A 24,380-nucleotide genomic window follows, 5' to 3' on the forward strand; every position below is an offset into this window, starting at 1 on the left:
TCCTTTCGGAAAAATTAGCGTTGTACACGTCCGGAAGCGTCGCCTTTCATCAGGTCTTTCACTTCGGTCAGGGTAGCGTGGTTCAGGTCGCCGGGGATGGTGTGCTTCAGGGCGGAAGCAGCTACGCCGAACTCGGCGGCTTCGCCAAAGGGCATACCGGTAACCAGGCCATAGATAAAGCCGGAAGCGAAGGAGTCGCCGCTACCTACGCGGTCCACAATGCGAACATTGTAGTGCTTGGTTTGGTAGAACTCGTTGCCATCGTATACCAGGGCGCTCCAGCCGTTGTCGGAAGCGCTGTGGCTTTCGCGCAGGGTGGAAGCGATGTATTTAAAGCCGAACTTCTCTTTCATTTGCTGGAATACGCTCTTGTAACCTTCCAGGCTCAGCTCACCCTTGGTGATGTCGGTGCCTTCGGACTTGAAGCCCAGGGTGGTTTCAGCGTCTTCTTCGTTGCCGATACATACGTCTACGTACTGGCACAGCTCGGTCATTACTTCGCGGGCTTTTTCCTTGCTCCACAGCTTTTTGCGGTAGTTCAGGTCGATCGAAGTGGTCACGCCTTTGGCTTTGGCAGCCTTCAGGGCGGCCATGGTCAGGGCGGCAGCCTTGTCGCTCAGGGCGGGGGTGATACCGGTGGTGTGGAACCAGTCGGCGCCTTCGAAGATCTTGTCAAAATCGAATTCAGAAGCGTCTACATCAGCGATGGAAGCGTCTGCACGGTCGTAGATAACCTGGGAAGCTCTCATGGAAGCGCCGGTTTCCAGGAAGTAAATTCCTAATCTTTTACCGCCACGGGCGATGTTGGTGGTGTCCACACCATAGCGGCGGATGTGGTTGATAGCCGCCTGGCCCAGGGCATTATTCGGAACTTTGGTCACGAATACACCGTCCAGTCCGTAGTTCGATACGGCTACGGCTACGTTAGCTTCGCCACCACCGTAAGTAACATCAAAGCTGTCGCTTTGAACAAAACGCTCGAAACCAGGAGTAGACAAGCGCATCATGATCTCTCCCAGTGTTACAACCTTTTTTGACATAGTTGAGTTGTGTGATTTATTAAGTAATAAGTTTCGGCTTTTGCCTCGATTTTTTGAAAAACGGGCCCAAATATCCTTAAATAATTAGATAGGGGAGTGGATTGCGCCCAATTTTATAAAAAAAGTTCCGATAACGTTTGCGTAAAAATTATCGCCCGGTTCGTCGAAAAGTCAACATATTACATGAGGATGCTTTGTATCTTCATGCCCTTTTAAAATAAACGCCTAAATTACTATGACGACAACTCAAAGCAATCAGCCAGCTACGTTGGATAAGAAAGCCGAAGTTCTGAAATTAGTTCCCGAGCAGGGTGTGCTGCCTTTATTCTTTAATAAAGATGCAGAGGTAAGTGTGGAAGTACTGCGTGCCCTGTACGCTGCCGGTATCCGTACCGTGGAATACACCAACCGCGGCGAAGCTGCCCTGGCGAACTTTGCCATCATGCGCAAAGCGATTGAAACAGAGCTGAAAGGCATGTACCTGGGGATTGGCACCATTAAGAACGCCCAGCAGGCCCAGGCCTTTATCGACGCCGGCGCCGACTATATCATCAGCCCGGGTCTGGTGGAAGATGCCGCCGAAGTAGCTGACAAGAACAATTTGCTGTGGGTTCCGGGTTGTATGACCCCCACCGAGATCATCAAGGCTGAAGCCCTGGGTGCTAAATTCGTGAAAATCTTCCCCGGCAACATCGTAGGCCCCGGCTTTATCAGCGCCATCAAAGAACTGTTCAGCGGCCTGAAATTCATGGTTACCGGCGGTGTAGAACCCGAGGAAAACAACCTGAAAGGCTGGTTCAGCGCCGGCGCCTCCGCCGTAGGGATGGGCAGCAAGCTGATCACCAAGTCCATCTTAGAAAATAAAGAATATTCCAAGATTACCACCCTTACTCAGGAATCCTTGGAGCTGATCCAGAAAATCCGTAAATAATTTACTATGAGTTCGACTAACGTAACAGCGGGCCCTGTGAAATCTTCCGCCTCCGGATCCGGTGCGGGAAACCAGGGATCTTCCAAAATAGGCAACTACCGGTGGACGATCTGCGGCCTGGTATTCTTTGCCACCACCGTCAACTACCTCGACCGGGCAGTGATCAGCCTGCTGAAGTCTACCCTGGAAACCGAAATGGGCTGGAACGATGCCGACTACGCCAATATCGAGATCGCCTTCAAGCTGTTCTATGCTATTGGTTTATTGGGTGCCGGCCGTTTGATTGATAAACTGGGAACGAAGATCGGTTATGCCCTGGCCACCGCGCTGTGGAGCCTTTCCGCCGTTGCCCATGCCTTTGCCAACAGCGTTTTCAGCTTTGGCGTGGCCCGCTCGGCCCTGGGCGTTACCGAAGCCGGTAACTTCCCCGCCGCCATCAAGGCTACCGCCGAATGGTTCCCCAAAAAGGAACGGGCGCTGGCTACCGGTATCTTCAACTCCGGTTCCAACGTCGGTGCCATTATCGCTCCCCTGACCGTGCCCTTTATCGCGGACAAATGGGGCTGGGAATGGGCCTTTATCATTACCGGCGCCTTTGGATTTGTATGGCTGGTGCTGTGGATGATGATTTACGATTCGCCCAAGAATCATAAAAAACTGTCCAAAGCCGAGTACGATTACATTCACAGCGATAAGGACGAGCAGCCGGTAGCGACCACTACCGAGGAAGGTCCGAAACTGGGCTGGTTCCAGCTCCTGGGCTTCCGTCAAACCTGGGCGTTTGCCATTGGTAAGTTCCTGACCGACCCGATCTGGTGGTTCTACCTGTTCTGGTTGCCCGACTTTCTCCAAAGCCAATACCAACTGTCCCGCACCGAGCTGGCTATTCCGGTGGCCCTGGTGTACACCCTGTCTACCATCGGTAGCGTAGGTGGCGGCTGGCTTCCGATGAACTTTATCAAGAACAACATGCCGGTATTCAAAGCCCGTAAAACGTCCATGTTCATTTACGCCCTGGCCGTACTGCCCATTTTCTTTGCCCAGATCCTGGGTAATGTGAACATGTGGCTGGCGGTAGCGGTGATCGGTCTGGCAGCTGCAGCCCACCAGGCATGGAGCGCCAACATCTTCACCACCGTAAGTGATATGTTCCCCAAGTCGGCTACGGCCTCTGTTACCGGTATCGGTGGCATGTTCGGCGCCCTGGGCGGTATCATGCTGTCGGCCCTGGTGCAGAAGAACCTCTTCGTTCATTACCGTTCCATCAACCAGATCGAGACGGCATATTATATCATGTTCGGTGTGTGCGCTGGCGCCTACATCGTGGCCTGGCTGATCATGCACCTCCTGGTTCCGAAGATGAAACCGGTAACCGCAAGGTAAGCTTACCTTTCACGTATTATAAAAAAAGGGTTGCAGCCGGCAAGGCTGCAACCCTTTTTTTATAGCTGTGTTCCAGCACCGAGTGGTTCATTCGGCGGCCTGGCGTACCAGACCTCGTCCCGCCTCAGCGGGGGAGAAATCTGGTACGCCCATCTTCTTAAGCCTTTTGTCCATGCAGGGACAAAAAAAGCCCCCCGCTGCAGCGGGGGGCCTGGCTGTTATGTACTTATAAAAGATAATGATCAATAATCGTTTGCCGGCTCTTCATCCTTGTTCTTTTTTCCAAAAATCTTCCGCAGAATCCCTTTCTTTTTCTCTTCCTGGGGGGCTGCTTCGCCAATGCGGGGCGCGCCGGACGAGCGGCGGGCCGTATCTTTCTTCACCGGGTGCGGGGCGTTCTCGTCGATCACGGGCTTCGATTCGGGTCCAATATACTGGTACGAGGAATCCTGCAGGCCATAGTCGTCGGCTTCGCCCACGCCCTGGTCGACGCCCTCGGCGCCGGCACCGGCAGGGGGGCTCAGGATCTCGTTGATGTAGGAGTTGCTGATCTCGTTCTCCAGGTCGGCCGGCTTGGCAAACTCGGCATCCTTATCGATGCCCAGGTTCTTATCGGCATACACCTTTTTGAAAAAAGCTTCCCAGATGGGCCGGGCCGCGATGCCGCCATAACCCTGTGCGCTTTCGATGCGGATGAAGCGGTCGTCCGAGCCGATCCACACACCGGCTTCCAGCTGGGGCGAATAGCCCATGAACCAGGCATCGGCATTGTCGTTGGTGGTGCCGGTTTTGCCGCCCATTTCCTTGGCGCCCAGGCGGTACATCAGCCCGGCGGCGGTACCCTTGGTGACGGGGCCTTCCATCATTTTGCACATCTTGTAGGCCGTTACTTCGCTCACCACTTCCTTGCGGTTCTGGCTGAAGTCGAAGCGCTTAATGACGTTGCCGTTGCGGTCTTCGATGCGGGTGATGAAGTAGGGCTTGGTGGAAAAGCCGTGTCCCGGGAAGATGCTGTAGGACCACATCATCTCAAACAGCGAGAGGTCGCAGGAGCCCAGGGCAATGGAAGGGAAGGGGTCTACCTTGGTAGGGATGTTCAGCTGCGACAGGAAGTTGGCAAACTGGGCCGGGCCCACCTGCTTCATGATATAGGCCGTGGCGCAGTTGCGCGACCAGGCCAGGGCGGAAGCCATGGTCATGGTGCGGCCGGTGCAGGTGGCGCCGGTAGCGGGCACCAGGTCCTTTTCGCCAAAAAGCTGCTGGCGGTCCTGGACCATGGTTTCCGGCGTAAAGCCCCGCTCTTCAATGGCCTGGCAATACAGCAACGGCTTGATGGTGGAGCCTACCTGGCGCTTGGTCTTCAGGTTGGCGTGGTCGTATTTGTAGGTTTTGAAATCGATGCCGCCTACCCAGGCCCTTACTTCGCCGGTGATGGGGTCCATGGCCATGAAGGCCGTTTGCAGCATCTGGCGGTGGTACTTGATCGAGTCCATGGGCGTCATGACCGTATCCTTCTCCCGCTTTTCATTCCAGGCAAACACCTTCATGTGCACCTTCTGGTCAAAGGTTTTGCGGATCTCTTCATCGCTCAGCCCGTCGTCTTTGAGGTTGCTCCAGCGGTCGCTGTTCTTCATGGCCGCATCCAGCACGTTTTCCCGTCCTTTCCAGACCGTACCCTTGCGGATATTGTTCTGGCGGTTGAGGATGTTTTGCAGTACCGGCATTTGCTGGGCCACGGCCTCCTCGGCATATTCCTGCATGCGGGGGTTGATGGTGGTATAAATCTTCAGGCCGTCGTGGTACACGCTGTAGTTTTCCCCGTCGGGCTTGGTAATGTCTTTCAGCGCCTTCATCACTTCATCCCTGAGGATTTCCCGGAAGTAGGGGGCGTAGCCGCTGTTTTCGTCCAGCTTGTGGTAGTTCAGCTGGATGGGCACCTTTCCCAGGCGGTCCACTTCTGCCGAGGTCAGGAACTGGTTCTTTTCCATCTGTCCCAGCACCACGTTGCGGCGTTCCAGCGACGCCAGGGGAAACAGGCGGGGGTTGTAGGAATAGTTGGCCTTCAGGGTGCCTACCAGCAGGGCGGCTTCCTCCACGTTCAGGCGGTCCGGTTCTTTTTGGAAAAACGTGCGGGCGGCGTTGCGGATGCCGTAGACGTTGTCGCTAAAAGGTACCGCGTTGAGGTAGAGGGCCAGGATCTCTTCCTTGGTAAAGTTGCGTTCGAGGCGGATGGCCACGATATACTCTTTCAGCTTTTCGACCATGCGCCGCGATTTGTTCTTGCTGCCCTGCAACAGCAGGGTCTTTGCCAGCTGCTGGGTGATGGTGGAGCCACCGCCTTCCTTACCCAGCAGGAACACCGCCCGCAAGGTGGAGCGGAAGTCAATGCCCGAGTGCTCGTAAAAACGTTCGTCCTCGGTCGCCACCAGGGCGTTGATCACGTGTTTGGATATATCGCGGTAATTGGCATTGGAGCGGTTGCCTCTTTCCATATAGTATTTACCCATAAGGGTGCCGTCGGCGGCATAGACTTCGGAGGCCTGCATGATGCTGGGGTTTTCCAGCTCCTTCAGCGAGGGCAGTTTGCCGAAGGCACCCGCCATGGCCAGGATAATGATCAGCAGTACTGCGCCAAAGCCGCCCAGGAAGAGGAACCAGAAAATGCGAACTGATTTTTTCATACAAGTAGAATTCATGCCCGGCGGGCCCCGCAATGGCGGCCATACCCGGCTTTCTTAGAAACGTCAAAGCTAAAAAATAGAATCGTGATAATGCGTAATGAGTAATCAGTAATGAGTGCCGTGGCCGGTTGGGCCCCTACTCATTACTGATTACCCATTACGCATTGTTAATTATCAGAACTTCATCTGCAGGCTCTGCTCGATAAACTTCTGGTATTTGCCCAGGTCGGGATTGTTCTTCAGCGCCTCCAGGTTGGCGGGCGAGATGATGGAGAACGAATACCGCTCGCTTTTCAGCCAGGGAACGATCTCGGTGGCCGACAGCGGCTTGGCCCGCTGTACGTAGTCGATGGCCTGCTGGGCATTGGCGAAGCCGGAAATCAGCAGCAGCCGGTTGTCGGCATCCAGCTGCACCAGCTGGCTGCTCAGGCGGGCGGCCGCATTTCGTTCCAGGTTGTACCGGTTGAACGCATTGCGGGCTTCGTTGGCAAATACGTTATCCACCTTGTTCAGGGCGATCAGCACGTAGTGCGGCACGCCGGCGTCGTGGTTGTACAGCGCAGAAGGCACCTTCGGCAGGGGCTTGGCGGCCACGGTATCTTTTTTCACGGCTGGCGGCACCACCGGCGGGGTGGGGAGGGCGGCCGTGGGCGGTTTGGAGGTGACCGTATCCTTTGGAAGAACGGCTACGTCTTTTTTCACCGTGGCGGTATCCCGCTGGATGGCCGTCGTGTCTTTTCTCGGCAGGGGAGGAGCGGTCACTACGGCAGTGGTATCCTTTTTCGGCTCCGGCTTAGGCTGGGCAACCACTACGGTATCCTTCGGCAGTGCCGGCACGTCGGTTTTGGCCACGCTGTCTTTGGGGATCGCGGGCGCCTTGATGGCCGGCGGCTCGGGTTTGCGGGTAGCCGTATCGGGCCGTGCAATGGCTACGTCCTTCTTCTGGGCCGTATCCACTTTCGGCGTTTTCACCAGGGCCGTGCTGTCGACCGCCGGCTCGGTGGGTGTCGGCTTAAACAGGTTGGCGTTGTTGACCACCAGGGAGGGCATATTCTTTTTCCGGGCCAGCTTGTCGGTGGCTTTCACTACCGGGGGCTTCTGGGCCGAAGGCGTTTTAGCCACCGTGGTCCGGAGCCGTTTGACGGAGGGCAGGGCTACCTCGGTGGAGTCGGGCTTCGGTTCCGGCGCCTTGGTGATCACCGGGGCCGGGGCGGCGGCCGCCGTATCTTCTACCGGTTTTTCCAGCTGCAGGTTGGTCAGCTCATCCTCGATCTGCTTGCGGCGGCCGAGCACCTGCACCAGGTGGGCAGCCTTGGCGGCCAGGGGCGTGTTGGGGCTTTGCTGCTGGAGCAGGTTCAGGCGGTTGATGGCGGTGCTGTCCTCCCGCTGCTTGATGTAATAAACCGATTCGATGTAGAGCAGCTGTGGCGACCAGTAGTTGGTGCGGTAGGTGCTGTCGGCTACCCGCTTGCCGGCTACGGCTTCTTCAAATTTTCCTTCCAGGAACATATCGTAGATCCCTTCGTAGGTTTTGGTCACCTCGGTGGTGGGGCGGATGTCCTCGGGATCGTTGCCGGTGGTGAGGATGGCCGCCTGCCGGCTGGTGGGATAGGTTTGCAGCAGCAGGCGTTTCATTTCTGCTGCCTTGGCCGTCTGGCCGGTTTTTTCGTAACCGAGGTACAGGCCGAACAGCACTTCGCTCATGCCGAAGTAGTCGGGAAAGCGCTTTCTCAGTTCTTCGTATACTTCAAGGGCGGAGGTGTAGTCTTCCAGTTCGTTCAGGAACACCCTTCCCTGCGCCAGCAGGGCGTTGCGGATCTGTTCGTTGGAGGCGGCCACCGCTTCGGTGGTCAGGGGCAGGCCCGCCAGCAGGCCGTCGTAGCTGATGGCGTTGACAATGGCCGGTTCGGCTCCCGGCACGGGGTTGCCCCGGGTGTTTTCCGGGACGTTGTCCCGCAGTTTGGTCATTACGTCCGAAGCCCGGCGCCAGTTGTCCTCGTTGGGCCGGGTGCCCCACAATTGCTTGAAGGTGGCGGCGCCCTGGGTTTTCAGCGTGGGGTTATAGAAGTACCATTCGCCCTTGGCCGGGGCCCGGAACAGGTCGCCTTCGCCGGCATCCTGGAGCCGGTTGACGCCGCCGCTGACGGTTACGGTGGTATCGTCTTTCAGGCCCCGCTGGCGGCGGAGCTGGCGGGCCAGCTTTTTCAGGAAATCGGTACGTTCGGCTTCGGGCAGGGCGGCAATGCGCTGGAGGCTGTCCTGTTTGGTAACGGTGGCGATGCCGCTGACGACTTTCCCCAGGGATTCCTTGCGGCCGGTCACCCGGTCGGCCTCTTCTTTTTTCAGGTTATCGGTTTGTACGCTGTCGTAATAAGAGGCGGCCGGTACATATTTACGTTCGGCAAACAGCATATCGGCCAGCTGCAGGTAGGAGCGGTTGCGGGAGGCAACGTTGTTGAGGTTGTATTTGGCCGATTTCAGCAGGTATTCCCGGGCGGCCTCGGTATTATGCCGTTCCATTTCCATTTGGGCGGCCATATAATATATAATGTCGCGGTAGTTGGCAAAGCGCTCCTTGCGGGCCATCTTCAGCAGTTCGGCAATGTTCTGGTTGATGTAGTCGTCGCCGCCGGCCTTGTTGATGCGGATCAGGTTCAGGCGGGCGTAGATGTCCATAATGGGGTCCAGGGTATGGCTGATGGCCCGGGCATAATAAATTTCCGCCTGGTCGGGTTTGCCCCCCTTTTCGTACAGTTGGGCAATAAGGTATTCCCAGCGCGACCGTTCCCGCTTTGTTTGGGCATTCTCCAGGGCTTCGGAAAGGTGGGCGGCGGCGCTGTCCCACTGTTGCTGCTTATAAAACCACAAAGCCTGCACTTCGTGCAGGGAGGGTTGGAGGCGTTCCGGGAAGTTGGGGTCTTTTTTCAGGGTGGCGATGAGGCTGCCGGCTTCGGGCAGGGCGCCCGACTCGATCAGGGTGCGGGTTTGCCAGATGAAGGCCGTGTTGCGGCTGGGCGGGTCGGAGATCATGCGCTTCAGCCGGCTTTGGTCCTCCTTGGTGGCAATGCTCAGGGCCGTGTTGCCGTCCATATGGCTGCCGATGTAGCGGTAATAGCCGTCCTTTTCCTTTTCGGCAAAGGCGTAGTTGATAAACTGGAACATCTGGTAGGCCGAGTCGAACTGCTGTTGCAGGAAGTAGGCGGCGCCCCACAGCAGGTACATGTCGTCGATCCAGTCGTTGCGCAGGTCGTGCATGAGGATGCCCGTTTTGGACTTGTAAATAATGGAGTCCAGCTCGGTCTTGCTTTGGGTGGTGGTTTCCAGCGAATAGTTGTAGAACGGCAGCAGTTCGGCGTAATCGTCCTTGTGCGCTTCCTTGGCGCTTTCGATGACCGTGTTCAGCTTATTGTTCGCGTTGAAGAAGTAGTTATAATGGGTATAGGTATTCTGAAAGAACCGACGGGGAGCGGTAAATTTTTTCTTACCCGATTTTTCGGCTTTCAGCAGCCGGTTCTCGTAGGGCTCCGGCTTTTTTATTTCCAGGTCATATCCCAGTTGGGCCTTCAGGGGCGAAAGCCCCAGGCAGAAAAGCAGCAGGCAGATGGCTGTGCGAGTATAGCGATATTTTTGCATTGAGGTACGCAATCTAAATTCTATAAACTGAATTTCAAATATTTTAGTATGGAAGGGGAAAAGAAGTCCGGAAGACTTTCCCTCTGCTGACTTCGCGACTTCTCCTATCTTTAGCCAAACGAAGCATATGGCAAAGCTAGATGCCGGCACCCTGAAACGTTTGCGCAACCGGTACCGGCTGGTGGTCATGAATGACGACACCTACGAAGAAGTGGTTACGTTCCGGCTCACCCGCACCAGCGTGTACGTGGTGCTGAGTACGGTATTCGTACTGCTGGTGGGCCTGACGGCTGCCTTCATCGTGTTCACGCCTTTAAAATATTATATCCCCGGTTATGGCAGCGCCAAGGTCAGCCGTGAGTACCGGCAGATGAAATATATTACCGACTCGCTGCAAAAGCAGGTGTCGTTCCAGACGCGGTACATCGACGACATCAAAAGGGTATTGAGCGGCAATGTGCCCGTCAACCTCGATACCACGCAATTGCAGGTGCCCAAGGATGAATTTTCCGAAGATTAAGCGGTCCGATGAATATCTTTGCCGGCCTCTGATGGGGGCAGGCGTCACCTTTTATACCCTACCACATGCCTGAACAACAAAAGAGGTCCGGCAATGCCGGCGAATTAATGCGTTATGCCGGCCTGGCATCCCAAATTTTTGTATCGCTGGGCGTGGCGGTGTTTGCAGGATACAAGGCCGACCAATGGCTGAAGGTCCCCTTCCCGCTGCTGGTATGGCTCATTCCGCTGGTGGTGCTGGTGATGATGATTTATAAACTGATCCAGGAAACTTCAAAACGAAAAAAGGATAATGGCCCAAAAACGAATTAAATATTTTACGCCGGTGATCGTGTTGTTTGTAGTGCTGACCGGCTTTTTCATTGCCGGCAACAGCCTGCTGGTCCGCCTGGGCGCCGACCAGGAGGTGCTGCTCTGGGGCAACCTGCTGCTGTTTGTCATCACCCTCATCTCCTTTATGATGGCCCTGCGGGGACTGAATGACAAGAACCCCAACGCCTTTGTGCGCTCCATTTACGGCAGCATGATGATCAAGCTGTTTGTCTGCATCATTGCCGCCGGCATTTATATCGCCATCAACCGTACGGGCCTGAACAAGCCCGCCCTGTTTGGGTGCATGGGGCTGTACCTGGTGTATTTGTTTATGGAGGTGGGCATCCTCACCAAATTGCTAAGGGGAAAGGCCAATGGCTAAGAAAGAGGCGCCCATTTCTGCCCTGGAGGCCTACCTGCCCCCGGATACCTACGAGCCGGTAGTGCATTACCTGCAGCACTACCAGGTGCACCTGACGGTGGCCCGTGAACGGAAAAGCATCCTGGGCGACTACCGCCACCGGCTGCCCGGCCAGAACCACCGCATCAGTGTCAACGGCAACCTCAATCCGTATTCGTTTCTCATCACCCTGCTGCACGAGCTGGCCCACCTGCTGACATTCGAGAAACACGGCAACCGGGTGCAGTCGCACGGCCGGGAATGGAAAACCTTTTTCGGTCAATTGCTCGCACAATTCATCCAGCACGACGTCTTTCCCGACGATATCAAGCAGGCGCTGCTGCGCTCCCTGGCCAACCCGGCCGCCAGCAGTTGCGCCGACGAGGTATTGCTCCGGGTGCTGAAACAGTACGACGGTAAAAAGGAAGGCCACCTGTTCGTGGAAAGCATCCCCGAAGGATCGCTCTTCCAGACCCATGACGGCCGGGTCTTCCGCAAGGGACCCAAGCTGCGCAAACGCTTCCGGTGCGAGGAGGTGGCCACCCGGCGCATGTACCTGTTCAGCCCCGTTTACGAGGCGCAAATGGTGGAAGAGTAGGGGAGCGGCAAGCAGTGTGTCCAAAACACAATTATTTTTTAAAAGTTGCGTAACATTGGCTTGTTATTGTTCAGCTTTATCTTATATTTGGTTATCCGAATCCCTTAGTGAACAGGCCATCCGTTTTCCTGAACACTATTTGTCCAAGCCCTAAAGAATACATTTGGCGTCCGACTGAATTCAATCCACCATCTTCAGCGCCATGTTTTTCTCCCCGTTTTCGCGGGGAGTTAGTTTTTTATAGGGGTACCTATTCTTCTTACTACAAATTTTCTACTCTTGGTGCCAGTCGTTTTAAATAGACTTGCAAAGACAAAAGCCTTTTCTGCAAAAAATTAATAGCTGGTGCAAAAAAAATCCCACCCTGCCGGAGCAAAGTGGGATTTTTTTATGTTGGATGACCTTACGGTCTCATTTGCCGATTGTCTATTGCCAATTGCCTGTTGGTGCTTAGGAAGCGGAGACAGCCTTGTTCACCAGGGCGGCAGCTTCGCTCAGCAGGATAGCCGACTGCACTTTCAGACCGCTTTCGTCGATCAGTTTTTTGGCTTCTTCGGCATTGGTGCCCTGCAGGCGCACGATGATGGGGATGTTGATGTTGCCCATGTTCTTGTAGGCATCGATCACACCTTGGGCTACACGGTCGCAACGAACGATACCGCCGAAGATGTTGATCAGGATGGCTTTCACCTTGGGGTCCTTCATGATGATGCGGAAACCGGCTTCCACGGTCTGGGCATTGGCAGTACCGCCTACGTCCAGGAAGTTGGCAGGCTCACCGCCGCTCAGTTTGATCATGTCCATGGTGGCCATGGCCAGACCGGCGCCGTTCACCATGCAACCCACGTTACCGTCGAGTTTAACAAAGTTCAGGTTGAATTTGCCGGCTTCTACTTCGGTGGGGTCTTCCTCGGTGATGTCGCGCAGGGCCGCCAGGTCGGGGTGGCGCATCAGGGCGTTGTCGTCCAGGCCCATCTTACAGTCTACCGCTACGATGTTGTCGTCGGCAGCCTTGAACAGCGGGTTGATCTCCAGCATGGCGCAATCCAGGCCTACATAGGCGTTGTACAGGTTGGTCACGAAGCGGGTCATTTTCTTGAACGCTTCGCCGCTCAGGCCCAGGTTGAAGGCGATCTTGCGCGCCTGGTACCCTTGCAGGCCACCGCCGGGGTGTACCCACTCTTTGAATATTTTTTCGGGGGTTTTGTGGGCCACTTCTTCAATGTCCATTCCACCCTCGGTGCTGTACATGATCACGTTCTGTCCGGTAGCACGATCCAGCAGGATGGAAAGGTAAAATTCTTTTCTCGGGCTGGGGCCATCGTAGTACATGTCTTGCGCTACCAGGACTTTGTTCACTACTTTTCCTGCCTCGCCGGTTTGGATGGTCACCAGGGTGCCGCCGATCAGCTTCTGGGCTACTTCGCTTACTTCATCCAGCGACTTCACCACTTTTACACCGCTGACGCCGGTTTCCTTTACCTTTCCTTTACCGCGTCCGCCGGCATGGATCTGGGCTTTTACTACGGCAAAGCTGCTGCCGAACTGGGTCTTGATCTGGCGGTAAGCTTCTTCCGCTTCATGCTGGTTGTTGACGGCGATGCCTTCCTGTACCGGGACATTGTATTTTTTTAATAGCTCTTTTGCCTGGTATTCGTGCAAGTTCATGTGTCTGAATTTTGCGGCAAAGATAGAGCTAAGAGCTATAAGAGGGAAAAGAGAAAAAGAGTAGAGGGGATTTTTCTGCGTTTTTCTTTTTATATCTTTCTTTTTGCCATAATCGGTCGCATTCCGTTGCCTTCCCCTGTTGCTTGGCTTATATATTTTTTTCTTATCATTTCTTGTCCCGTTCCGCCCTCCTTTCTCTTTATCTCTTTTCCCTCCTTTACCTCTTAGCTCTATCTTTGTCCCAATTTATGGAGCACTATCAAAAGCTTTTGGAAGCGGCTGCATTTCTAAAACCTTATGCGGCGCAGGAACCTAAGATCGGCATTATTCTCGGCAGCGGGCTGGGCGATTTCGTCAAGGAAATCGAGGTGGAGCGGGAGATCGACTACACCGCCATTCCGCACTTCCCGGTTTCCACGGTGGTCGGCCACAAGGGCAAGCTGGTCTTCGGACGCATTGCCGGCAGGGCGGTGGTGGCCATGGCCGGCCGTTTTCATTTATATGAAGGCTATACCTCCGAAGAAGTGGTCTTCCCTATCCGGATCATGCGGCTGCTGGGCGTGGACACGCTGCTGCTCTCCAATGCCGCCGGCGGTGTGCAGGCCGGCATGCAGGTGGGCGACCTGATGATCATCACCGACCATATCAGCTTTGCCACCAAAAATCCCCTGATCGGCCCCAACGACGACCGCCTCGGACCACGGTTCCCGGATATGAGCGAGCCCTATAAAAAGGAGCTGATCCAAAAAGCCAAAGACGTGGCCCACCGCCATAATATACCGGTACGACAGGGCGTGTACTTTGCCGTTACCGGCCCTACCTTTGAAACCAGGGCCGAGTACAAGCTGATCCAACTGGTGGGCGGCGATGCGGTAGGCATGAGCACGGTTCCGGAAGTGATCGTGGCCGTTCACATGGGCATGCAGTGCTTTGCCATGAGCGTGATCACGGATATCGGCATCCGCGAAGAGGAAAACGTCATCACCCACGAAGAGGTGCTGGCCGCCGCCAAGGCCGCCGAGCCCCATTTTGCCACCATCTTCCGCGAATTAATCAGAACCATTTAACCTCTTTTCCTTTTTGAAAACGTTTTTCCATTCGATCCTTTTCAGCCTGGCTCTTTGTTGCTGCGCTACCGGCACGGTAAAGGCGCAGTTGGGCGATATCATGAACCGCATGCCCCGCGGGGGAGGAGGGGGTGGTGGCGGCGACAGCCTCCAGCGCCGCAGCCAGTTCGAGGACAGCATCACCATCACCTACCGCTACATCGATTCTACCCGGTCGTATGCCTTCGATTCCTCGCTGAGCGATTTTACCCAGCGCTTTCCCCTCCCGGCCACCCATGTATACCTGGGCAATACGGGCTCGGCTACGCGGTCACTGCTCTTTTCACCTATGGCAAAGGCCGGCTGGGACCCCGGCTTCCATGCTTTCGACGCGTACAAATGGAAGCTGGAGAATCTTCGTTTCTATAACACGACAAGGCCCTATACCGAGCTGGGGTATTTCCTGGCCTCCAAGTCGCAGCAGCTCATCGAGATCCTGCATACCCAGAACCTGAAGCCGTATTGGAATGCGGCCTTCAACTACCGGCTGATCAACTCGCCGGGCTATTTCGCCAACCAGAAAACAAACCATAATAATTACCTGCTGAACTCGTGGTACCAGTCGCCCAACAAGCGGTACAACAACTATTTCGTGTTCCTGGCCAACAGCCTGCAGGCGGGCGAAAGCGGCGGCATCCGGCGTGACCAGGATTACCTCAACCTGCCCGGTTACGAGGACCGCTTCATCGTGCCCACCAAGATCGGCGGCGTGCCCGAGCCGGGCCGCGACTTTTTTAGCAACAACATCTCCACGGGCAACCGCTACAAGGAGTCCACCGTGCTGATGCGCCAGCAGTACGACCTGGGCCGTAAGGATTCGCTGGTAACCGATACCGTGGTGGTCCCCCTATTCTATCCCCGCCTGCGGTTCGAACATACCTTTAAGTTCAACCGCTACGACTACCATTTCTTTGATTATTCCAATCCGGATTCGGCTTATTACGCCACTAATTACGGTTATATACCGCCTGCCGACGATTCCATTTCGTTCCGCGACCACTGGCGGGAAATTAACAACGACTTTTCCATTTACCAGTTCCCCGACGCCAAGAACCTGCACCAGTTCATCAAAGTGGGCCTGGAGACCCAGTTGCTGAACGGAACCTTCGACAGCACTTCCGACAACCTGTACAACATCATCGGGCATGGCGAATACCGCAACCGCAGCCGCAACCAGAAGTGGGACATCGAGGCCTTCGGCCGCCTGTTCCTGGCAGGCAGCAGCCTGGGCGATTACCATGCCTACGTGAGCCTGCAAAGCCTGCTGGGCCGCAAGATCGGCACGCTGCAGCTGGGCTTCGAGAACGTGAACCGGACCCCTCCCTACCTGTACAACCGCAACAGCAGCTTCTACCTGGACGATCCTACCAAGTCGTTCTCAAAGGAAAATACCGTTCACTTCTTTGGTGCTACCCAGATCCCGGCCCTGAAGCTGAAGCTGGGCGCCGACTATTTCCTGATGACCAATTACCTGTACCTGACCGAGTTCCGCAAGCTGCAGCAGGAGCGGGCGCTGTTCAACGTGCTGCGCCTCAACGCCTCGAAGGTGATGAAGCTGGGCCGCTACTGGAACTGGTATGCCGATGTGTGGGTGCAGCAGAAGGCCGGAAGCGTGCAGCTGAACATTCCGTTCGTGTACACCCGCCAGCGCCTGGTGTTTGAAGGCCGGTTTTTCCGCAACCTCTTCCTGGCCACGGGAGCCGAGGTGCGCTACCATACGCCCTATAAAGCCGACAACTATTCGCCGGTGCTGGGGCAGTTTTTCTTCCAGGATGCGGTGACCATCAACAACCGCCCCGACGTGGCGGCCTTTATGCACTTCCGCATCCGCACCTTCAAGGCCTACCTGCGGGCCGAGAACCTGAACTCCCTTCAAATTACCGATGGCGGTCCCAAGTTCAACTACAACAACCTGGCAGCCCCCGACTACCTGCTGCCCGGCCTGATGATCCGCTTCGGCATTTCGTGGAACTTTATCAATTAGCAAGTTTGGCGTTTGGCCGCGCAGCAGGCGCGGTTAAACGCCAAACATAGCAAACGCCACCGCCACTTCCGCTCCCAATCGGGCATTGTTGCGGATAAGGGCGATGTTGGCTTCCAGGCTTTCTCCCTGCGTATTTTCGGCTATATATTTCAGTAAGAAGGGCGTTACCTTTTTTCCTTTGACGTTTTGTTGGGCGGAGGCTTGCAGGGCCTGTTGGATGTGTACTTCTATTTCGGGGGCGGGCACTTCCTGCGTGGCGGGCACGGGGTTGGCGATCAGCACCGAGCCTTCCAGGCCCAGGGCCCACTTGGTGTGCAGCAGGGCGGCGATCTCTTCGGGCGTATCCAGCCGCAGGGGAGAGGCAAAGCCGCTTTGGCGCGAATAGAACGAAGGGAATTCGTCCTGCCCGGCGGTGACCACGGGTACGCCTTTGGTCTCGAGGTATTCCAGCGTCAGGCCGATATCGAGGATCGATTTTACCCCGGCGGATACCACGGCCACGGAGGTTTGCCCCATTTCGGTGAGGTCGGCGGAGATGTCCATGGTGGTTTCGGCGCCGCGGTGAACACCGCCGATGCCGCCGGTGACGAAGATGCGGATGCCTGCCAGGGCGGCGATGCGCATGGTGGCGGCCACGGTGGTGGCCCCGTTCAGGCCTTTGCTGAGCACATAGGGCAGGTCGCACAGGCTCACCTTCCATACATCGGTGGCCTTACCCAGCTGTTCGATCTGCTGCGGGCTGAGGCCCACCTGGCATTTGCCGTCCAGCAGGGCGATGGTGGCCGGTAGGGCGCCCGCCTCTTTGACGACGGCCTCCACTTCCAGGGCTGTCTGCACATTTTTCGGATACGGCATGCCGTGGGCGATGATGGTGGATTCGAGGGCCACTACGGGCCGGCCTTCGGCCAGGGCCTGTTGTACGTCGGGATGAATGTTGAGTAAGGGATTCATGTGCAACAAGGTAAGGAGATCGTATAGAAAAAGAAAAACCCGCCCCGCTAAAGGCGGGACGGGTTGGGTTATTTTGGAAAATGACGAATTAGCGCAGGAACAGCAGTTCGCGGTATTTCGGCAGGTACCATTCGCGGTCGTCCACCAGCAGTTCGAGCTTGTCGGCGCTGTAGCGGATTTTTTCGAAGAAGGCTTCCTTCACGTCGTTGCAATAGGCAATAGCCTTGTCACGGGTGTTTTCGATGGCGTTGGCCTGCTTGCGGGCTTCGATCATGGCCAGCACGTCGGCGCTCAGGTTGTTGATGTGCTTGGAAATGGTCACCAGCAGTTGCTTCTGGCTGGCGTAGCTGTCTTCGGCCAGGCCGGCTTCCTTCAATCCTTTGATGTTGTTCACCAGGATGTTCTGGTAGCGGATGGCGCAGGGCAGGATGTGGCTGGTAGCCAGTTCTGCCATGATGCGGCCTTCGATCTGTACTTTCTTGATGTATTTTTCCAGTTCGATCTCGTGGCGGGCTTCCAGTTCGGGGTGGCTGTAGATGTTGTTATCGACGAACAGCTTTTTGGCTTTGTCGGTAACCATGGCATCCAGGGCCAGGGGCGTGGTCTTCAGGTTGGGCAGACCGCGGCGCTCGGCTTCCTGGGCCCACTCTTCGCTGTAACCGTTGCCTTCGAACAGTACTTTTTCGCTGGCTACGATGTATTCCTTAATCACGTGCATGATGGCGATCTCTTTCTTCTCGCCTTTTTCGATCAGGCTGTCCACGTCTTTTTTGAACTTGCGCAGGGTAGCCGCCATGATGGTGTTGAGCACGGTCATGGGGTTGGCGCAGTTGGCGGTGGAACCTACGGCACGGAACTCGAACTTGTTGCCGGTGAAGGCGAACGGAGAAGTACGGTTACGGTCGGTATTGTCCATCAGCAGCTCGGGGATGTTGCGGTGGATGTCGATCTTCAGCATGCTCTCGTCCTGCTCGTCGAACTTCTGGCCCACTCTTTCCTTTACATCCTGCAGCACCTTGGTCAGGTACTGGCCGATGAATACGGACATGATGGCCGGGGGAGCTTCGTTGGCGCCCAGGCGGAAGTCGTTGCTGGCGGAGGCGATGGAAGAGCGCAGCAGGTCGGCATGATCGTGAACGGCTTTGATGGTGTTCACGAAGAAGGCCAGGAACATCAGGTTGGTCTTCGGAGTTTTACCGGGCGACAGCAGGTTCACGCCGGTGTTGGTAGCCATCGACCAGTTGTTGTGCTTACCGCTGCCGTTGATGCCGGCGAAGGGTTTTTCGTGCAGCAGTACGCGCAGTTTATGACGGCGGGCAACGCGGTCCATGATGTCCATCAGCAGGGAGTTGTGGTCCACGGCCAGGTTCAGCTCTTCGTAAATGGGGGCGCACTCAAACTGGGCGGGAGCCACCTCGTTGTGACGGGTGCGCAGGGGAATACCCAGCTTGTAGCATTCTTTTTCGAAGTCGCGCATGAAGGCGTACACTCTTTCGGGAATAGCGCCGAAGTAGTGGTCTTCCAGCTGCTGGTTTTTGGCGGAGTTGTGACCGAAAACGGTGCGGCCGCACATGACCAGGTCAGGACGGGAGTTGAACAGGCCTTCGTCTACCACGAAGTATTCCTGTTCCCAGCCCAGGGTGGCGGTAACGTGGGTTACGTTGCGGTCGAAATAGTTACAAACGTCAACAGCGGCGTTGTTCAGGGCTTCGATGGCCTTCAGCAACGGGGCTTTATAGTCGAGCGATTCTCCGGTGTAGGAAACAAAGATGGTGGGGATACACAGGGTCTTTCCGTAGCCGATGTCGATGATAAAGGCAGGGGAGGAGGGATCCCAGGCAGTGTAACCGCGGGCTTCAAAAGTAGCGCGCAGACCGCCGCTGGGGAAGGAGGAGGCATCCGGCTCCTGCTGGATCAGCGCGTCGCCCTCGAATTGTTCGATGGGGGTACCGTCGCCTTTCAGCGTAAAGAAGGAATCATGCTTTTCGGCAGTGGTTCCGGTCAGGGGTTGAAACCAGTGTGTATAGTGGGTTACGCCTTTGCTTTCGGCCCAGGCACGAACACCGTTGGCAATTTGGTTGGCCATGGAACGGTCGATCTTTTGCCCGGCTTTAACAGATGCCATCAGGCTTTTGTAGGCTTCGTCACTTAAAAACTGTCTTGCAACCTGGTGTGTGAACACATTTTCTGCAAAGAGAGCAGTAATCTTCGCCGCCCCGTTGGTGGGCTGCTGGATAGCAGGCTCCACCGCTGATTCGGTAGAAAGATTGCTTAAGGCTTGAAATCGCAACGACATAAATAAAAAATTTTAGGCAAAGAAATATGATGAGGGCCAAAATTGAAAAAAAAATCTGGAAAAGCTAAAAAAAGATTAGTTAATCGTGGGGGAAATAGAAAAAAATCCCCTTTATTAGGCAACCCCTGCAATAAAACTCCCCAAAAGGATGATTATGATATATTTTTTTAATACTTTTTGCGCACTTTAGCAGCGACTTCCTTCCAGTCAACCTGTGCCATAAAAGGGGCCAGCAGGAAGGGCAGCACCAGGCTGCGGTACCGCACAATAGCCCCGGTAAAATGCACCGTATACCCCATGCTCAGCAAAGCCGAAAGGGAAAAGAACAGGCAGAAGAGCAGCAGGGGAGCAGCCGGGTCCTCCTTTTTACGGTAAAACAGGTAAAGCAAGAAACAGCCGTACAGCAATACCAGCTCGAGAAAGGCCGCCAGGGAATAGCCGCTTTTTATTTCCGAAGGAAAGGGGCGCAGCAGCGCCAGGGAAAGAGCCTGCGGGGCGTTTTTCAGAAACCCCAAAAAACTGGGTTCCAATGGGCGTACCGGCACCGCCGTCCGTCCCTGCAGGTACAGGAACGCCTGCTGCTTTTCGGCCATGGCTGCCGGGAAGTCCAGGGAGGGGGAAAGATACCGGGCGGTAAAGAAAAAGGCCAGGCCGGCCCCGTATACAATTCCAAAGGCCGCCAGCGGCCGGAGGCGGGTGCGTTTGGCCAGGAACCAGGCTGCCAGGGCCGGCAGCAACACCAATAATAAAAAGGGACGGAACGCCCCCACCAGCAGCAGGCCCGCCACCATCCCGATCCACCGCTTCAGGCCGAACCCTTTTTCAAAACCCGCTGCCACCTGGTAGAAAACCAGGGCCAGGCCGGTAAAAAGCAGCCCGTCCTTATGGATGCCGCTGGTCCAAAACAGGAAGGAGGGCAGCAGGAAGCAGGCCGCCAGCAGGGCGGTAGCCTGTTGGGGAAACCGGCGCTGCAGCACGCGGTACACGGCCGCCGGGCCGAAGAAGGTGAGGAGCGAATAAAAAATGAGGTTACTATAATACTGACCCCCGCTCAAAAGATGGAACAGTGAGAGTACCATCAGAAACACATTGCCGGGCAGGTCCTTCCACCACGAGTTGCGGCTGGACAAAAAGTTGCCGTACCCCTGGGGATAATCGTTCCGGTAAAGATCGTGGAAGAATTGGGCAGGGCTGTGGAGCAGCACCCGGTATTCGCGCAGCGCCTCCTCATGGAACGCCCAGGTATCCACCAGCTGCGGCACCCGGCTGTACACGATGCCGGCCAGTACCTTCAGCAGGAACAAGGCCGCGATCCGTGCCGGCGTCAGTCCCGGCGCCCGGAAAAAAGGAATGCGTGTCGCCAGTCCGGTGAATAAAATAAGGTAAGCGGTAAAAAGTAACAGGGCGATGAGTTTACGAGTTTACAAGTTTACGGGTTTACGCGTTAAGGGGAAAGTTCCTGAGTTTCTATGTTCCTAAGTTCCTGGGTTTTTAGTTCCGCGGCTGCTCCCTAATTCCCAATTAACCAATTAACCAATCCCCCGCCCCTCGTGCGGTACTTCATTTTACATTAGTTTTGCAGCCCTGAAAGAATAAACATGGAAGTTACCGTTAAAACCGCTCAGGAACTCCGGTTGACCGCCGAAGAGTTCGAACTGATCAAGCAAAAGTTGGGGCGTACGCCGAACTTTAATGAACTCTGTGCGTTCTCCGGCATGTGGAGCGAACACTGCAGCTATAAGAATTCGATTAAGTGGTTGAAGACCCTTCCCCGCGAAGGCAGCCGCATGCTGGTGAAGGCAGGCGAGGAAAACGCCGGCCTGATGGATATCGGCAATAACTATGGTGTAGTGTTCAAGATCGAATCGCACAACCACCCCTCCGCCATCGAGCCCTTCCAGGGCGCTGCTACCGGCGTGGGCGGTATCCACCGCGATATCTTTACCATGGGCGCCCGCCCCATCGCGGCCCTCAACTCGCTGCGCTTCGGTAAGCTGACCGAAGAAAAGACCCAGCACCTGCTGGCCGGCGTAGTGCATGGCATCGGTCACTACGGTAACTGCTTCGGCGTTCCCACCGTGGGCGGCGAAATTTATTTTGAAGAATGTTATCATACCAACCCCCTGGTGAATGCCATGAGCGTGGGCATCGTGGAAAACGGCAAAACCGTTTCCGCCACCGCCGAAGGCCTGGGCAACCCCGTCGTGTACGTGGGCAGCGCCACCGGTAAGGACGGTATCGGCGGGGCCTCCTTCGCCTCCGCCAACATCACTTCCGACAGCGTGGAAGAACTGCCCGCCGTGCAGGTAGGCGACCCCTTCCAGGAGAAAAAGCTGCTGGAAGCTTGCCTGGAAGTGATCAAAACCGGCGCCGTGGTGGGCATGCAGGACATGGGTGCCGCCGGCATCATCTGCTCCACCGCCGAAATGAGCGCCAAAGGCCAGGTGGGCATGCGCATCGACCTGGAAAAAGTGCCCATGCGCCAGAAGAACATGAAAGCCTGGGAGCTGCTGCTGAGCGAAAGCCAGGAGCGTATGCTGCTGGTGGCCCAAAAAGGCCGCGAGGAAGAAGTGAAGAAAGTATTTGACAAATGGGACCTCCCCAGCGCCGTCATCGGTGAAGTTACCGACGACGGCCTGCTGTCTTTTTATATGCACGGCGAGCTGGAAGCCCAGATCCCGGCCGACGACCTGGTACTGGGTGGCGGCGCCCCCGTGTACGAGCGCGCCTACGAGCGCCCGGCCTACCTGGACGAGATCGAAAAGTTCGACCTGCAAAAAGTTTCCGAGCCTGCCGACCTCAAAGCGGTGGCCGAACAACTGGTGCAGCTGCCCTCCATTGCCAACAAACGCTGGATCTACAACCAATACGACAGCATGGTGGGTACCGTCAACGCCTCTACCAACGCCCCCACCGACGCCCCCATCGTGCTGGTGAAGGAAACCGGCAAGGGCCTGGCCGTGACCGTAGACTGCAACAGCCGCTACGTACATGCCGACCCCTATAAAGGTGCCATGATCGCCGTGGCCGAAGCTGCCCGCAACATCGTTGTCAGCGGTGGCCAGCCCCTGGGCGTGACCAACTGCCTGAACTTCGGCAACCCCTACAACCCCGAAGTGTACTACCAGTTCGTGAACGCCATCAAAGGCATGGGCGAAGCCTGCCGCAGGTTCGATACCCCCGTAACCGGCGGTAACGTGAGCTTCTACAACCAGAACCCCGACGGCCCGGTTTACCCGACCCCGACCATCGGCATGGTAGGCCTGGTAGACGACCTGGGCAAGACTATGAGCCTGAACTTCAAGGAAGAAGGCGAGGCCCTGTTCGTGGTCGGTAAGCTGCAAAACGACATCGGTTCCTCCGAATACCTGCACAAGGTGCGCGGCGTAGCGCTGTCCCCGGCTCCTTATTTCGAGATCGAGGAAGAGTTCCAGCTGCAGCAAAAAGTAAAAGAGCTGATCGGCGAGGGCGTCATCTCCGCGGCCCACGACGTTAGCGAAGGCGGCATTTTCGTTACCTTGCTGGAATCGGGCTTTACCAACGAGCTGGGCTTCCACATTACCCTGGCCGAAGGCCTGCGGAAGGATGCCTTCCTGTTCGGCGAGGCGCAAAGCCGGGTAGTGGTAGCTGTAAAACCCGAGAAAGTGGAAGCTTTCAAAAGGGTGCTCGGCGACTTCCCCGCTACCGACATCGGCGTGGTTTCCGATGGCAGCGTACGGGTGAACAACGAAGACTGGGGCGTGATCACCGACTGGAAAGACCGGTACGATACCGCCATTGAAAAGCTGCTGGCCCGGGAAGAATCCATGGAGGCCCTGAGCGCTTTATAATTTCAGAAAATTGGATTTGGGTGGATTCGACGGTTGCCTGGAAGGAAATCATTCCAGTAGGATCCGTCCGATTCACCCAAATTTTTTTAGATACCTTATTCTTGTAATTATGTCCAAGAAAATAGCTGTCATCGGTGGCGGGAACCTTGGTTCCGCCATTGTAGAAGGGTTGCTGAAAAGCGGTTTTTCGGCTCCTGAAGATATCATCGTTACCAAGCGGAACGTGGCCACCCTGGCTTCCCTGAAGGAAAAAGGCGTGTCCGTGATCAGCGACAACAACCAGGCCGTACGGGAGTCGGAGCTGGTGATCCTGGCCATCAAGCCCTTCCAGACCAAGGATGTGCTGGAGAGCATTGCTGCCGACCTGACGCCCCGCCACATCCTGGTGTCGGTGGTTACCGGCGTCTATATTAAAGACATGCACGAGGTGGTGAAGGCCGACCTGCCGCTGTTCCGGGCCATGCCCAATACGGCCATTGCCATCCAGGAAAGCATGACCTGCATCAGCTCGGCCTACGCTTCCGAAGAGCAGATCAACTATGTGCAGGGGCTGTTTGGTACAGTGGGCAAGGTGGCCCTGATTGACGAAAAGCTGATGGATGCGGCCACGGTGCTCGGCGCTTGCGGCACCGCTTACGCCATGCGCTACATCCGCGCCAACATCCAGGGAGGCATCGAAATCGGCTTCGACGCCGCCACCGCCCGCCTGATCGCCGCCCAGACGGTAAAAGGTGCCGCCGAGCTGCTGCTGCAGAAGGGCTCGCACCCCGAGCAGGAGATCGACAAGGTGACCACCCCCAAGGGCTGCACTATCGCCGGCCTCAACGAAATGGAGCACCAGGGCTTCAGCTCGTCCCTGATTAAAGGCATCTCGACCAGCTACAATAAGATCGTCAAGGGATAAAAAAAGCTGTTCTTTTTCCAGAACCACCGATCCGGAAACCGGGCCGGTGGTTTTTTTATGCTTTTTTTCATTTCGCACGGCGCCGCCATAAACAATTGTCTTTAAACAACAAACCGTTATTAACGGGATTTTGATTTTTCTCCC

Annotated in this window: 17 protein-coding genes; 10 read left to right on the forward strand and 7 right to left on the reverse strand. The window is 55.9% G+C overall.

Going from position 1 to position 24,380, the window contains the following annotated elements:
• Positions 1-14 precede the first annotated feature (14 nt).
• Positions 15-1,040 carry a PfkB family carbohydrate kinase gene (locus tag V9K67_RS02400; RefSeq protein ID WP_336719809.1) on the reverse strand — a complete coding sequence of 342 codons (1,026 nt, stop codon included), beginning with the start codon at positions 1,038-1,040 and terminating at the stop codon, positions 15-17.
• A 235-nt stretch (positions 1,041-1,275) separates the two neighbouring features.
• Between V9K67_RS02400 and V9K67_RS02405 the strand changes: the two genes are divergently transcribed.
• On the forward strand, positions 1,276-1,971 hold the full coding sequence (locus V9K67_RS02405) for a beta/alpha barrel domain-containing protein (protein ID WP_336719810.1): 696 nt from the start codon (positions 1,276-1,278) through the stop codon (positions 1,969-1,971).
• 6 nt (positions 1,972-1,977) lie between these two features.
• On the forward strand, positions 1,978-3,354 hold the full coding sequence (locus V9K67_RS02410) for an MFS transporter (protein WP_336719811.1): 1,377 nt from the start codon (positions 1,978-1,980) through the stop codon (positions 3,352-3,354).
• 242 nt (positions 3,355-3,596) lie between these two features.
• Here V9K67_RS02410 and V9K67_RS02415 read toward each other — a convergent pair whose 3' ends face one another.
• Positions 3,597-6,035 (reverse strand): penicillin-binding protein 1A, encoded by a 2,439-nt coding sequence (locus V9K67_RS02415; protein ID WP_336719812.1) that lies wholly within the window; start codon positions 6,033-6,035, stop codon positions 3,597-3,599.
• A 174-nt stretch (positions 6,036-6,209) separates the two neighbouring features.
• Complete coding sequence (gene porW, locus V9K67_RS02420) at positions 6,210-9,668, reverse strand: type IX secretion system periplasmic lipoprotein PorW/SprE (protein ID WP_336719813.1); 3,459 nt, start codon at positions 9,666-9,668, stop codon at positions 6,210-6,212.
• A gap of 127 nt (positions 9,669-9,795) precedes the next feature.
• On the opposite strand from porW, the gene V9K67_RS02425 reads away from it, so the two are divergent.
• The 4 genes from V9K67_RS02425 to V9K67_RS02440 all read left to right on the forward strand — a co-directional run bounded on the left by V9K67_RS02425 (position 9,796) and on the right by V9K67_RS02440 (position 11,497).
• A complete protein-coding gene (locus tag V9K67_RS02425; RefSeq protein ID WP_336719814.1) occupies positions 9,796-10,188 on the forward strand; it encodes a hypothetical protein in 393 nt (130 codons plus the stop codon).
• A gap of 65 nt (positions 10,189-10,253) precedes the next feature.
• The gene (locus tag V9K67_RS02430; protein WP_336719815.1) at positions 10,254-10,499 is read left to right on the forward strand and encodes a hypothetical protein; all 246 of its coding nucleotides are present in this window, start codon (positions 10,254-10,256) and stop codon (positions 10,497-10,499) included.
• Positions 10,480-10,881 (forward strand): hypothetical protein, encoded by a 402-nt coding sequence (locus tag V9K67_RS02435; protein WP_336719816.1) that lies wholly within the window; start codon positions 10,480-10,482, stop codon positions 10,879-10,881. The genes V9K67_RS02430 and V9K67_RS02435 overlap by 20 nt, the downstream gene beginning before the upstream one ends.
• Positions 10,874-11,497, forward strand: a complete 624-nt coding sequence (locus V9K67_RS02440; RefSeq protein WP_336719817.1) for a SprT-like domain-containing protein — start codon at positions 10,874-10,876, stop codon at positions 11,495-11,497. Before V9K67_RS02435 ends, V9K67_RS02440 begins: the two co-directional genes overlap by 8 nt.
• A 450-nt stretch (positions 11,498-11,947) precedes the next feature.
• Here the strand turns inward: V9K67_RS02440 and sucC are convergent, their stop codons facing one another.
• Positions 11,948-13,165: an ADP-forming succinate--CoA ligase subunit beta gene (gene sucC, locus V9K67_RS02445; RefSeq protein WP_336719818.1), complete on the reverse strand. Its 1,218-nt coding sequence runs from the start codon at positions 13,163-13,165 to the stop codon at positions 11,948-11,950.
• A gap of 248 nt (positions 13,166-13,413) precedes the next feature.
• Here sucC and V9K67_RS02450 point away from each other — a divergent pair, with 248 nt between their 5' ends.
• Positions 13,414-14,232, forward strand: coding sequence for a purine-nucleoside phosphorylase (locus tag V9K67_RS02450; RefSeq protein WP_336719819.1), 819 nt, complete (start codon positions 13,414-13,416; stop codon positions 14,230-14,232).
• A 13-nt stretch (positions 14,233-14,245) separates the two neighbouring features.
• Positions 14,246-16,255, forward strand: a complete 2,010-nt coding sequence (locus V9K67_RS02455; RefSeq protein ID WP_336719820.1) for a putative porin — start codon at positions 14,246-14,248, stop codon at positions 16,253-16,255.
• A 33-nt stretch (positions 16,256-16,288) separates the two neighbouring features.
• Here V9K67_RS02455 and V9K67_RS02460 read toward each other — a convergent pair whose 3' ends face one another.
• From V9K67_RS02460 to V9K67_RS02470, 3 genes are all read right to left on the reverse strand, one after another.
• Positions 16,289-17,206 carry a pseudouridine-5'-phosphate glycosidase gene (locus V9K67_RS02460; protein ID WP_336719821.1) on the reverse strand — a complete coding sequence of 306 codons (918 nt, stop codon included), beginning with the start codon at positions 17,204-17,206 and terminating at the stop codon, positions 16,289-16,291.
• 88 nt (positions 17,207-17,294) lie between these two features.
• Positions 17,295-19,502 (reverse strand): glutamine synthetase III family protein, encoded by a 2,208-nt coding sequence (locus tag V9K67_RS02465; protein ID WP_336719823.1) that lies wholly within the window; start codon positions 19,500-19,502, stop codon positions 17,295-17,297.
• A 167-nt stretch (positions 19,503-19,669) separates the two neighbouring features.
• On the reverse strand, positions 19,670-20,806 hold the full coding sequence (locus V9K67_RS02470; protein ID WP_336719824.1) for a hypothetical protein: 1,137 nt from the start codon (positions 20,804-20,806) through the stop codon (positions 19,670-19,672).
• Positions 20,807-21,100: 294 nt separating this feature from the next.
• Between V9K67_RS02470 and purL the strand changes: the two genes are divergently transcribed.
• The gene (purL, locus tag V9K67_RS02475; protein ID WP_336719826.1) at positions 21,101-23,332 is read left to right on the forward strand and encodes a phosphoribosylformylglycinamidine synthase subunit PurL; all 2,232 of its coding nucleotides are present in this window, start codon (positions 21,101-21,103) and stop codon (positions 23,330-23,332) included.
• 109 nt (positions 23,333-23,441) lie between these two features.
• Positions 23,442-24,236 carry a pyrroline-5-carboxylate reductase gene (gene proC / locus V9K67_RS02480; RefSeq protein ID WP_336719827.1) on the forward strand — a complete coding sequence of 265 codons (795 nt, stop codon included), beginning with the start codon at positions 23,442-23,444 and terminating at the stop codon, positions 24,234-24,236.
• Positions 24,237-24,380: the final 144 nt, after the last annotated feature.

Source organism: Huijunlia imazamoxiresistens (genome assembly GCF_037132455.1).
In the GTDB taxonomy this organism is placed as follows: Bacteria; Bacteroidota; Bacteroidia; order Chitinophagales; family Chitinophagaceae; genus Flavisolibacter; species Flavisolibacter imazamoxiresistens.